The organism is Sinomonas sp. ASV486, assembly GCF_030908215.1.
In the GTDB taxonomy this organism is placed as follows: Bacteria; Actinomycetota; Actinomycetes; order Actinomycetales; family Micrococcaceae; genus Sinomonas; species Sinomonas puerhi.
Genome location: NZ_JAVFJK010000003.1, coordinates 188,344 through 199,917, shown reverse-complemented (window position 1 = coordinate 199,917; position 11,574 = coordinate 188,344). Strand labels below are relative to the sequence as shown.

Genomic DNA, 11,574 nt, shown 5'->3' with positions numbered 1-11,574 from the left:
AGTCCGCCGTGGAAGGCCGAGGGGGTCTGTGCGCCCGTTCAGGCCTTGACGTCGTGCAGGTGGTGCTCGACGTCGTGGAGGAAGTACCGCGCGAGCGTCACGACCGTGAATTCGCTCCCGTTGCTGCGCAGGCCGCGCCGGCCGAACGCCTCGTCGGGGACGCCCGCGAACGCGTCCCGGGCCAGGGCGCCCTGCTCGGCCAGTTCGGAGCGGACGGTCCGGGGATCTGCGCCGGCATAATCCTTCTCGCGGGCAGTCGCATCCTGGTCCCAGTCCGCGAACCGCGCCCCGTCCTCGGCGAGGATGAGGTCCAGACGCCGGCGGAATAGCTCGAAGACATCACGCACGTGGCACGCGTACTCGAGCGCAGACCAGGTCGACTCGTCCGGGCGCACCCGCACGTCCTCGCGGATCAGCGCCGCATCCCAGCGCGGCAGGGTCGCTTCCACGCGCCGCGCGACGTCCTGCGGGGTCAGCGAGTCGGGGTCGAATCCGCACTCGGGGCAAGGACGGTCGAGGACCCAGGTCCAGTCCTTGGTGTCAGGGGTGATGGCCATGGCGGCAGTCTAGCCCGCGGTCCGGAAGGGCCCGACCCGCCGGTGCATCACGTGAGGCTGGGTCCGATCTCGTCCACCGACTGGCTCAGCGGCACACCCGAGCCGTCGCGGCGGCCGTGTTCGCTCGGCAGCGAGCGCGCCACGCCTGCCGCCGACGAGGCCTTCGCGGGACCTCGGCCCACCCACGCGAGCGTCAGCCGATCCTCCCCCTTGAGGAACCGATGCGAGCGCACGCCGCCGGTCGCACGGCCCTTCGCAGGGTACTCGTCGAACGGAGTCACCTTCGCGGTCCCGGCGGTGGTCCCCGGCAGGGCGGCGTCGCCGTTCGCAATCGTGACGACGACGGCGCTGTGTCCAGTAGCGTCGCCTGCGTCACCGGCGGACACCACGCCGAAGAAGATAGCCGTATCGCCCTCGGCGAGCTTGATCCCGGCCATGCCGGCGGCGGTGCGGCCCTGTGGACGCACCACCGACGCGTCGTAGCGCAGCAGCTGCGCCTGCGCCGTGACGAACACGAGGGTGTCGGCGTCCGCCGCCGGCGCGGCTCCGATCACGGCGTCGCCCGGCCTGAGCGTGATCGACTCCCAGTCCTCGCGGTTGAGGGGGTAGTCCGATGTGACGCGCTTGACCACGCCCTGGGCGGTGCCGATCGCGATCACGGTGTCCAGCGGCACGAGTGCCACGAGCGTCTCGCCCTTGGCGAGCGGGACGAAGTCCTTCATCGGCACCCCTCCGGCCAGATTGGGAAGCCCGGTCGAGGCGGCCAGCATCGGGAGGTCGACGGTCTGAAGGCGCAGCATCCGGCCCGCCGAGGTCAGGGCGCCCACCTCGCCGCGCGCCGTCGTGTGCACGACCGAGCGGAACACGTCGTGACGCACCCGTGGCCCCGACTCGACAAGCGGTTCGTCGTGGGCGGTGCGCGCCACCATGCCCGAGGCGGACAGGATCGCCCAGCAGGGGTCGTCGGCGATCTCCAGCTGCAGCGGCGCGGCCTTCGCGGCGGCCGAGGTCCCGGCTGCCGCAGCGCCAGCGGCAGCTCCGATTGCACCACCGGCCGAGGCCCGGCTCCCGAGGGCGGGCGCGTCGTCGTGCTCGAGGAGTACCGTGCGGCGCGGCGTGCCGTACGTGGCGGCGACTTCGCCGAGCTCGCGCGAGACGAGTTCGCGCAGGAGGGTGTCCGAGCCGAGGATCGCCTCGAGCTCCTCGATCTCCCGGCGCAGCTCGTCCTGCTCCTTCTCGAGCTCGATCCGCGAGTACTTGGTGAGCTGGCGGAGACGCAGCTCGAGGATGTAGTTGGCCTGGATCTCGGTGAGGTCGTAGACCATCATGAGGCGTTCGCGTGCGGCCGCGACCTCGTCGGAGGTGCGGATGATCTGGATGACCTCGTCGATGTCCATGATGGCCACGAGAAGGCCCTCGACAAGGTGCAGGCGGTCCTTGCGCTTGCCGAGCCGGAACGCGGTGCGGCGCCGCACGACGTCGAGCCGGTGGCCCACGTACACGCGCAGGAGCTCGAGCAGCCCCAGCGTCTGCGGCTGGCCGTCCACCAGCGTGACGTTGTTGATGCCGAATGAATCCTCGAGCGGCGTGTAGCGGTAGAGCTGCTGCAGGACCGCCTGCGGATTGAAGCCGTTCTTGACCTCGATGACGAGCCGCAGCCCGTGCTGGCGGTCGGTGAGGTCGGTGACGTCGGAGATGCCCGTGAGCTTCTTGGAGTTGACGGCGTCCTTGATCTTCTCGATGACCTTCTCAGGCCCCACCGTGTACGGCAGCTCGGTCACGACGAGGCCCGTGCGGCGAGCCGAGATCTGCTCGACCGCGACCTTGGCACGGGTCTTGAACGAGCCACGGCCCGTCCGGTACGCGTCGCGGATGCCGTCAAGCCCCACGATCCGCCCGCCGGAGGGCAGGTCGGGGCCGGGCACGAGGTCCATGACGTCCTCGAGCGTCGCCTCGGGGTTCTCGATGACGAGCTGGGCGGCAGCAATGACCTCGACGAGGTTGTGCGGCGCCATGTTCGTGGCCATGCCCACCGCGATGCCCGTGGTGCCGTTGACGAGCAGGTTGGGGAACGCCGCGGGGAGGACCTCGGGCTGGGTCAGCTGTCCGTCGTAGTTCGGGACGAAATCGACGACGTCCTCGTCGAGGTCGCCAGTGAGGGCGAGCGAGGCCGCGGCCAGGCGGGCCTCGGTGTAGCGCGGGGCGGCCGGACCGTCGTCGAGCGAGCCGAAGTTGCCGTGCCCGTCGATGAGCGGCAGTCGCAGGGAGAAGCCCTGTGCCATGCGCACCATCGCGTCGTAGATGGCCGTGTCCCCGTGTGGGTGCAGCTTGCCCATGACCTCGCCGACCACCCGCGCGCTCTTCACGTGCGCGCGGTCCGGGCGCAGTCCCATGTCGCTCATCATGTAGAGGATGCGGCGCTGGACCGGCTTGAGGCCGTCGCGGGCATCGGGGAGCGCCCGGGAGTAGATGACGGAGTAGGCGTACTCGAGGAAGGACGTCTCCATCTCCTCGGCGACGTCGATGTCGGTGATGTTCTCCGCGAAGTTGTCGGTTCCGGGGAGAGCATCCGTGCCGGAGAGCTGTCCAGCGCTGCTGCGCGGGTTCTGTCGACGTGCCAAGACTCGGTAGATCCTTCATGTGGTGGTGCAGGGAGGCTGAACTAGGCTAAGCCTATGGCGGACTCGGCATCGACGGACGCATTTGGCCAGCCCAGCGCACCTGAGGGCCACTATCCGCATCACTGGGAGGCAGACGTCGTGCTCCGCGACGGCGGGACGGCGCACCTGCGACCGATCCGCCCCCAGGATGCTCAGGCCCTCCAGGACTTCCATATCCACCAGTCCGAGAGCTCGACCTACCTGCGGTTCTTCAGCTACAAGACGCGCCTGACGAGTGCCGAGCTCAAGCGCTTCACCGAGGTCGACTACAGCAACCGGGTGGCCCTGGTCATCACCCTCGGCGACGAGATCATGGGGGTCGGACGCTACGACCGCCTCGCCGACCCGACCGAAGCAGAGGTCGCGTTCAACATCGCGGACCGCCACCAGGGCCGCGGGCTCGGCTCGATCCTCCTCGAGCACCTCGCCGCGGCGGCGCGGGAGAACCAGATCCGGCGCTTCACGGCCGAGGTCCTGCCGGAGAACCGCAAGATGCTCACGGTGTTCGCCGAGGCCGGGTACGCCGTCAGTCGGCATTTCGACGAGGGCGTCGTGAGCGTCGAGTTCGAGATCGATCCAACCGAGAAGTCCCGCGCGGTCATGGAATCCCGTGAACACCGTTCCGAGTCCAAGAGCGTCCTCGGGCTGCTCGCGCCGACCTCCGTTGCCGTCATCGGCGCGAGCCGCACGTGGGGGACGCTGGGCTACCAGCTGCTCGAGCACATCGTCGAGGGGGGCTTCACCGGGCGCGTGTACGCGGTGAACCCCGAGGCGCTCGAGCTCGGCGGCATGATGGCGCACGCGCGGATCGGCGAGGTCCCCGAGACCGTCGACCTCGCCCTCGTCGCGGTCCCCTATGACGAGGTGCCCGGCGTCGTCGCCGAATGCGCCGCCGCAGGCGTCAAGGGCGTCGTCATCGCCTCCGGCGGATTCGCCGAGCGGGGCGAGGGAGGCCTCCTGCGCCAGCGGGAGATCGTGAGGCACGCGCGCGCCCACGGCATGCGCGTCGTCGGGCCCGAATCGCTCGGCGTCGTGAACACAGACCCCCGAGTGCGACTCAATGCCTCGCTCGCCCCGCGGCTTCCGCGTCGGGGCAGCCTGGGCCTGTTCAGCCAGTCGGCGTCGATCGGGGTGGCCCTGTATGCCGCGGCCGAGCAACGGCGTCTCGGCTTCACTGCGATCTTCTCCTCGGGCAACAGGGCGGACGTGTCCGGCAACGACCTCATGCAGTACTGGGAGGACGACGAACCGACGCGCGCGGTGGGGCTGTACTTCGAATCGTTCGGCAACCCCCGCAAGTTCTCCCGCATCTCGCGGCGTCTGGCGCGCAGCAAGCCGGTCATCGTCGCCAAGAGCGACGTCACCGGGCTCCGGCTCCCGCCTGGCCATTCGGTCCGGACCACGCAAGCGCCGCCCGGGGCGCTCGACGCGGTGCTCCGGCAATCCGGCGTCATCCGCGTCGGGACTATTGAGGGGCTCATCGACGTCGCCCAGATCGCTGTCGGGAGGCTGCCCACAGGTCCCAACGTCGCGGTGCTGAGCAACGCGCTCGGGCTCGCGCGAGTGGTCGCGGACAGCGCTGAGGGCGAGGGGCTCAACGTCGTCGCAGTGGCCGGCGACCTCGACCTTTCCCAAGGCCAGTCCCGCGCGCTTCCCGAAATGAATCGTCGGCTGACCGATATGGGGGCGCGCGAGGACGTCCATGCCGTCGTCGTCGCGGTCCTGCCAGCGCCCGGCGTGCGCGTGCCTGCGCTGGCCGAGACCCTGGCCGAGGCCGCCGAGGCTCTCGGAAAGACTGTCGTTGCAGCGTTCCCCGGGGTGATTGACCGTCGGGTGGACACCGAGGGACTCCTGCCCGCGGCGGATGGGGCCCCGCAGGACGCCGCACCGTCCGCGGCGGCAGGTTCAGCGCCTGAGGCCGTGCCGGCGGCAGCACCCGCGACGGTGCCCAGCTACGCGAGCGCGGGCGACGCCGTGGCCGCGCTCGCCGCCGTCGTACGGTACAGCGAGTGGCTCGCGCGCGACCAGGGTCCGCTCTTCGAGGCGGACTTCGACGACGACGCAGCCGAGGCGATCATCGGCTCCGCCCTCGCGGGAGTCGAGGGTACCGAACTGCGACAGCTCGGCCCCGAGGACGCTGCGCGGCTCCTGGCGTGCTACGGCATCGCCGTCCTTCCCGCGCTGGGCATCGCGACCGCGGACGAGGCAGTGGCGGCCGCCGACGCGCTCGGCTGGCCCGTAGCCATCAAGTCCGCCGCGGACAACCTCCGGGCGCGCCTCGACCTCGGAGCTGTCCGGCTCGACGTGCGCGACGCCGCAGACCTCCGGGCCGAGTTCGACCAGATGCGCACTGCGCTGGGCCCCTACGGGGAAGCCCATTTCGAGGTCCAGAGCATGGCCCCGCTCGGCCAGGCCTGCGTGATCAGGGCGATCGAGGACCCGCTCCTCGGCCCGATCCTCTCCTTCGGGCTCGCGGGCGACGCCGTGTCCCTCCTCGACGACTGGGCGCACCGCATGACGCCGCTCACCACGGGCGACGTCCACGAGATCGTCCGCGCGCCGCGGACCGCCGTCAAGCTGTACGGCCATGAAGGCCTCCCAGCCCTCGACGTGCCGGCGCTCGAGGACCTCGTGGGCCGTGTCTCGCTGCTCAAGGACCGCCACCCCGAGGTATCACTCCTCGAGCTCAAGCCCGTCGTCGTGAGCGCGCAGGGCCTCACGGTGCTCGCTGCTTCGGTGTGGGTGGGGAACGCGGCCCAGCGCATGGACAGCGCTCGCAGGGCCATGATCGCCCAGTGACGTGACAGCTCCTTTTGAGCTGTTCCGCAACGTTCTGGGAGAATGGCACCCATGAGCCACTTCCCGTCCGGCGCACCCACAGGCCAGCACGGCAGTCAGGGGGAGGGGGAGACCCTGACCGCGGCGCTCGAGAGGACGGGCTTCTACCCGCTGCTCGTCGGCCACGTGGTCGAGGACGCCCTCGACGGCCGTACGCCGGTCGCCCACCTGAGCCACCTCGAGACCCACTTCGAACGTGCCGAGGTCCGCCGCCATGTGACTGTCCTCGTGCTCACGGATGACATGCTCGTCGTCACCCATGTCGACGAGTCGCCCCTCGACGAGAAGGGGAGCCGCGTCGCCGCCCAGGTGTCCACCGAGTCAGTCCCCGTCGCCCAGATCGCCACCGTGGTGCTGTCCTACGTGTATGCCGATCCTGCCGAGTACACGGCCGGAGACCCGGTGAGCGAAGTGACCCTGGCCATCGCATGGAGCGGCGGCCAGCGCGTCGACATGGTGCCCGCCGGATGCGGCGACCCCCAGTGCGAGGCCGACCACGGGTACACCGGCACCGTGGCCCAGGAGGACCTCGTGCTGAGGATCAGCGCCGATGCCGACGGCCCACGCGCCGTCGGCACCGCGAAGCACTTCGCCCGACTGCTGCGCGCCCTGAGCACGGGCTCGCGGCCGCTTCCACCCGCACCCACGAGGCCCCGCCTCGCCGGCCTGGCCTCGAGGACGCTGCGCGGCCACGGTGGCCGCTAGATGACGGCAGCCTCCGACTCGATGCCCAGCCGCACCCCGTCCAGCACACCAACCGCTTCTGCGGCCGGCTCTGCGGCCAGCGGCGCTGTGCCCCTGCCGCCGCCACCCGCCTTCGGCTCGCGATCCATCGCCGATGTCCTCCCGTCCTGCGCCGCAGCGCTCGGCGCCCAGGGGTTTCCCAACCCCCTGGCCATCCCCGCGTCCTCGCGCATCTGCCTCGTGATGGTCGACGGTCTCGGCCGCAACCTCCTGTCCAAGCGGACGGCCCATACTCCCTTCCTGCGCGAGAAGCTCTCGGCAGGCCAGGGCGCCATCCCCGAGACGCTGGACGCGGCATTCCCGAGCACCACGGCGGCGTCGCTGGCAAGCCTCGGCACGGGCGTCCCGCCCGGCCAGCACGGCATGGTGGGGTACGACGTCTACGCTCCGCACCTCGACCGCGTCGTGAACCAGCTCAACGGCTGGGATCCCGACGTCGACCCTCAGCGCTGGCAGCCGTGCCCCACCATCTTCGAGCGGATCCATCCCGATATCCACGTTGCGACGGTGAGCCTGCCGCAGTTCGAGGGCTCGCCCATGACACGTGCGGCCCTGCGCGGCGGTGAATTCATCGGTGCGGTGAGCCTCCACGCGCGCACGACGGCGGCTGCCGAGGCTATGGCAGCGCACCCGCGGATGCTGGCGTACTTCTATCTGAACGAGCTCGACAAGGCCGGTCACCAGTACGGCTGGACCTCCGCCGAATGGACGGTGGCCCTCGAGGAGGTGGACTCGTCCCTGCGGCGCCTCGATGCCCAACTTCCTGCAGGGACCCTCATCCTCGTCGTGGGCGACCATGGGATGGTGGACATCGCTCCCTCGCGGCGACTCGACATCGGCGCCGATCCCTCCCTGACCGAGGGCGTCCGGCACACCGCTGGGGAACCCCGCATGGTTCACCTCCACGTCGAGCCGCCGCGGAACGGCCGCGGCGCGGGTCACCCCGCGGAAGACGATGCGGCGTACGACGCCGCGGTGGCCGCGGTCGCTGCCCGCTGGCGCGAGCGACTCGGGAACCAGACCTGGATCCTCACACGCCGGGAGGCCATCGACCACGGCCTGTTCGGGCCGGTGGTGACCGAGAGCGTGCACGCGCGGATCGGCGACCTCATCGTGGCCGTGCATGGCGATGTGGCCCTGTACGACGGCCGCCGGGTGCGTCCTCAGGCGTTCGAGATGGTCGGCCAGCACGGGTCGTGGACGAAGGCCGAGAGACACGTCCCGCTCATCGCGTTCCGCGCACGGGGACGGGTCCAGGGGAAGCGCTCGGGCCGTGGCTGAGCTCGTCTTCTTCACCGGCACGATGGACAGCGGCAAGTCGACCCTGGCCCTCCAGATGGACTATAACCACCGTGCGGGAGGCCGTCTGGGCCTCCTCTTCACGCGCCATGACCGTTCGGGGGAAGCCGCCATCACGAGCCGACTCGGCCTCAGGACACCCGCGATCGAGGTCACGTCGTCGTCGAGCTTCTGGGACGAGGTGGTCCGGCGTCGAACCCATGGGGAGGAGGTGGACTACCTCATCTGCGACGAAGCCCAGTTCTACCGCGCGGAGCAGGTCGACGACCTTGCCCGAGTCGTGGACGAGCTGGAGGTGGACGTGTACGCCTTCGGGATCGGGACCGACTTCCGCGCGCGCCTGTTCGAGGGTTCGCAGCGGCTCGTGGAGCTCGCCGACAGGATCGAGAGCCTCCAGGTGCCGACGCTGTGCTGGTGCGGTCGGCGGGCAACCCACAACGCGCGCACCGTCGGCGGGACGATGGTCCGGACGGGGGAGCAGGTCGTGGTCGCGGATATCACCGGCCGAGGCACTCTTCCGCCCGCAGGCGTGATGGCTCAAGGCCAGCCCGTCGAGGTCGGCTACGAGACCCTGTGCCGCCGGCACTACATGGCCGGGCGCACCGCCGCGACGGCGGACGTCATGGGCGAGGGGGAGCAACTCCTGCCGTTCGGTGAATAGCAGATCGCTCGAGGTAGGTGCTTCCCGCGCGGCCGGGGTCAGTCGCCCTTAGTCCCGAAGACGATCTCGTCCCAGCTCGGGACGGAGGAGCGCTTGGGCCTTCCGGACCGCCGCGGCGCCTCCGTGCCCGGACCGGACTGGCGTGGCTCCGGCCGCGCTGAGTCGGCGCTGCCGGACGCCACCTGCGTTGATTCCGGGCGGCCGATCTCTGGGCCGCGGGACTCCGTGGGCCGGGACTCCGAGTTCGACGGCGCGCCGGCGTAGGGGGCGTCCTCCGGGGAGCTGCCCCCTTGAGAGGTCACCCCCGAGGTGTGCTCCTGACCGTCTGACTGGTGATCGGGCCCTGGCGGATGTGCAGAGGGGACCAGGGTGATCTCGTGCGTGGCCGTGCTGATGCCCGGCTTGAGACCGAGGCTGTCGTCTCCCTCGTGCACGCGAGGGTTCAGGCGTGAGAGCAGCGACGTGATCCCGCCGCGCGGCGCGGCAACGCGGTCGTCGTCCGCCGCGCTCCCCGGTCGGGTGGGGCGATCGTGACGCTCGGCCCCGTCTGTGACCTCGGCGTCGTCGTCAGCATCCGCGGCGTCAGCGTCGGAGGGTCGTGGATGCGCAGCCGGGATGCCATGCGTGAGGAGGAGCGCGAGCGCATCGTCGCCGTCCTCGTCGACGCCGAGCCGTTGCCCGCGCCGGGCACGCAGCATGTCCAGCAGCTCGGCCTCACGGTCAAGGGGCGTCGGGAGGGCTGCCTCCGCGCGGCGCATGGCCTCCGGTGCCTCGACATCGAAGGGCCTGTCGGACACGGCTGCGAGGCGGCGCCGAGGGGCCGGGCCGTCGAGGGGCTCGAGTTCGCTGAGCTGCTGCGCCCACCGATTGGCGTTGGCCACCGTGCGGTGGATGGGGTGGTAGGTCCACATCGCGGGCGGCTCTTCTCCGATGGACGACGGCGCGCCGTCGGGCAGCTCGAAGCGCGCGACCACGGTCCATTGGCCGTCGGGACGTCGCCACGAGTCCCACTCGACGCTGTCCGCAGACACGCCGTGGAGGGAGAGCCGGTAGGCGGCCATCTCTCCGAGCGTTGCGGGCCGATCGGCCTGGGGGCCGCGCAGGGCATCGTGCGTGGGGAGCCGCCCTGGCACCTCGACGCCTTGGGCGCGCCGTGCCACGTGCTCGCGCTCCGCCAGGACGGGCCCCTCGAAGCGCTGCACGCGCGCGAGCGGGATGCCGGACGAGACCGCAACCTCCTCGGCAGTTGCCCCGCCCCGGATCTCGGCCTGAATCTGTCGTGGTGTCATACCGGCGCCATCGCCGGTCGCTGGACGCTGGGGTGCGGGCCTGGAGACGGCGCGGCGCAGCGCCTCGTCGAGCGGGAGCCGGAAGACATCTCCGTTCGCCGCGCTCACGAGGAGGTGGGCTCCGTCCTCGTGGACACCCACGAGCCGCAGTTCCTGCGCTTGATCCTGCGCTCGCTCCCGCATTGAGGCCCTCCAGCTAGCTTTTAGTCTGAGTAGAACTGTGCCATTTGCCGGGGGAAAACACGGGCTGCGCACGCGGTGCGCCGCGAATTTCCAAGCATGTTCGACCCCAATAGGCAGGTGCCCGTGGCCCATCGCGGTGGTTCTGGACGGAATATTCCGGGCCGGAGTGGCGTTTTGAGGCTGCATCGGGAACAATCTCCCCCGTCACTGGGCACAAAATGGGGGCCGAGTGCGTTGGAGTGGACTACGTGGGATGCCACGTGACTAGCTAGCTTTACGGAGCGTGAACGAAGAACTATGGCGACCGACTACGATGCGCCGCGCAAGAACGAGGAAGAGCTCAACGAGGATTCCATCGAGGAGCTGAAGTCCCGCCGCACCGACAAGCAGTCCGCTTCGGTGGACGAGGACGAGGCGGAGGCCGCGGACAGCTATGAGCTGCCCGGCGCCGATCTCTCCGGCGAGGAACTCCTCGTGCGTGTGCTGCCGGCACAGGCCGATGAATTCACGTGCGCCTCGTGCTTCCTCGTCCGTCACCGCTCCCAGATTGCACGGGAGAAGAACGGCCTGCTGTACTGCAAGGAGTGCGAGGGCTGAGCCCTCGGCGCGCGCAAGGAAAACAGAAGATCGGTGGCCCCGGCGCGACAGCGCGCCGGGGCCACCGTGCATTCCAGAACGGAGTTTCACCTCTGACGGTCTCGTCCGCCAACCCGTTGTCCTGTCAGACGGACTCGGCCGGCCCGGGATGGTCGGTGAGCGCAGCCACGAGCTGGGCCGGATGGCGGGTCGAGACGAGCCAGTATGGCGTGCGGTCGTCCGGGTCGTTGAGCTCGAGGCGCACCACGGACGAGATCCAGCCGCGGATGCAGAGGTACGCGAGCCCGTGGAGCCGTACGCCGCGTTCAGCGGTTGCCTCGTCTCCCGTGAACGCCTCAGCATCACCGGCGACGGCGAGTGGGAGGGTCGCACGTCCGGCGCGGAAGGACTTCGCGGTGACCACGACTGCTGGGGTCGAGGCGATCAGGGCGCCCGCGAGAATGACGAAGAGCACCATGGCGGCTGTGTAGCCGGCAGCAAGGCTGATCGGCGCGAACACGAGGATACCCGCCGCCGAGACGCCGATGGTCACGAGCCAGACCCACCAGGCGGGCCACAGCTTCTCTGAATAGACAACGGGGTCGGCGGTGCCCGCGGCGGGGGCGGGCGTCGTGGCTTCAGGCATAGTCCCAAGCTTTCCACCCCCCGCGGTGTGGCGACAAAACCGGGCCTCGCGCGCAGGGCCGCTACAGTTGACGGGTGAGTGCGCAGCAGCAGACAGTGTCCGAGGGGATTTCCGGTTCCCA

At 70.2% G+C, this 11,574-nt stretch carries 9 protein-coding genes; 5 read left to right on the top strand and 4 right to left on the bottom strand.

Annotation, left to right across the window (positions count from 1 at the left end; genetic code table 11):
* Window positions 1-38: 38 nt before the first annotated feature.
* Window positions 39-557: a DinB family protein gene (locus RBS60_RS05735; protein WP_307956567.1), complete on the bottom strand. Its 519-nt coding sequence runs from the start codon at window positions 555-557 to the stop codon at window positions 39-41.
* A 47-nt stretch (window positions 558-604) separates the two neighbouring features.
* Window positions 605-3,178: a DNA topoisomerase (ATP-hydrolyzing) subunit A gene (locus RBS60_RS05730; protein ID WP_374049230.1), complete on the bottom strand. Its 2,574-nt coding sequence runs from the start codon at window positions 3,176-3,178 to the stop codon at window positions 605-607.
* Between the two features lie 54 nt (window positions 3,179-3,232).
* Here RBS60_RS05730 and RBS60_RS05725 point away from each other — a divergent pair, with 54 nt between their 5' ends.
* The 4 genes from RBS60_RS05725 to RBS60_RS05710 are packed head-to-tail and all read left to right on the top strand — an operon-like array spanning window position 3,233 to window position 8,759.
* Window positions 3,233-6,016, top strand: coding sequence for a GNAT family N-acetyltransferase (locus RBS60_RS05725; RefSeq protein WP_307956566.1), 2,784 nt, complete (start codon window positions 3,233-3,235; stop codon window positions 6,014-6,016).
* 42 nt (window positions 6,017-6,058) lie between these two features.
* Window positions 6,059-6,760 (top strand): DUF5998 family protein, encoded by a 702-nt coding sequence (locus RBS60_RS05720; protein ID WP_374049229.1) that lies wholly within the window; start codon window positions 6,059-6,061, stop codon window positions 6,758-6,760.
* Window positions 6,761-8,080 (top strand): alkaline phosphatase family protein, encoded by a 1,320-nt coding sequence (locus RBS60_RS05715; RefSeq protein WP_307956564.1) that lies wholly within the window; start codon window positions 6,761-6,763, stop codon window positions 8,078-8,080.
* Complete coding sequence (locus RBS60_RS05710) at window positions 8,073-8,759, top strand: thymidine kinase (RefSeq protein ID WP_307956563.1); 687 nt, start codon at window positions 8,073-8,075, stop codon at window positions 8,757-8,759. Before RBS60_RS05715 ends, RBS60_RS05710 begins: the two co-directional genes overlap by 8 nt.
* Before the next feature lie 38 nt (window positions 8,760-8,797).
* Here RBS60_RS05710 and sepH read toward each other — a convergent pair whose 3' ends face one another.
* Window positions 8,798-10,231 (bottom strand): septation protein SepH, encoded by a 1,434-nt coding sequence (sepH, locus tag RBS60_RS05705; protein ID WP_307956562.1) that lies wholly within the window; start codon window positions 10,229-10,231, stop codon window positions 8,798-8,800.
* 297 nt (window positions 10,232-10,528) lie between these two features.
* On the opposite strand from sepH, the gene RBS60_RS05700 reads away from it, so the two are divergent.
* Complete coding sequence (locus RBS60_RS05700; RefSeq protein ID WP_229232680.1) at window positions 10,529-10,828, top strand: DUF4193 domain-containing protein; 300 nt, start codon at window positions 10,529-10,531, stop codon at window positions 10,826-10,828.
* A 124-nt stretch (window positions 10,829-10,952) separates the two neighbouring features.
* Here the strand turns inward: RBS60_RS05700 and RBS60_RS05695 are convergent, their stop codons facing one another.
* A complete protein-coding gene (locus RBS60_RS05695) occupies window positions 10,953-11,453 on the bottom strand; it encodes a DUF3093 domain-containing protein (RefSeq protein ID WP_307956561.1) in 501 nt (166 codons plus the stop codon).
* Window positions 11,454-11,574: the final 121 nt, after the last annotated feature.

Excerpts from the sequence above, each read along its gene's own strand:
- RBS60_RS05735 (WP_307956567.1), bottom strand. The coding sequence starts at position 557 with ATGGCCATCACCCCTGACACCAAGGACTGGACCTGGGTCCTCGACCGT.
- RBS60_RS05725 (WP_307956566.1), top strand. The coding sequence starts at position 3,233 with ATGGCGGACTCGGCATCGACGGACGCATTTGGCCAGCCCAGCGCACCT.
- RBS60_RS05720 (WP_374049229.1), top strand. The coding sequence starts at position 6,059 with ATGGCACCCATGAGCCACTTCCCGTCCGGCGCACCCACAGGCCAGCAC.
- RBS60_RS05715 (WP_307956564.1), top strand. The coding sequence starts at position 6,761 with ATGACGGCAGCCTCCGACTCGATGCCCAGCCGCACCCCGTCCAGCACA.
- sepH (WP_307956562.1), bottom strand. The coding sequence starts at position 10,231 with ATGCGGGAGCGAGCGCAGGATCAAGCGCAGGAACTGCGGCTCGTGGGT.
- RBS60_RS05700 (WP_229232680.1), top strand. The coding sequence starts at position 10,529 with ATGGCGACCGACTACGATGCGCCGCGCAAGAACGAGGAAGAGCTCAAC.
- RBS60_RS05695 (WP_307956561.1), bottom strand. The coding sequence starts at position 11,453 with ATGCCTGAAGCCACGACGCCCGCCCCCGCCGCGGGCACCGCCGACCCC.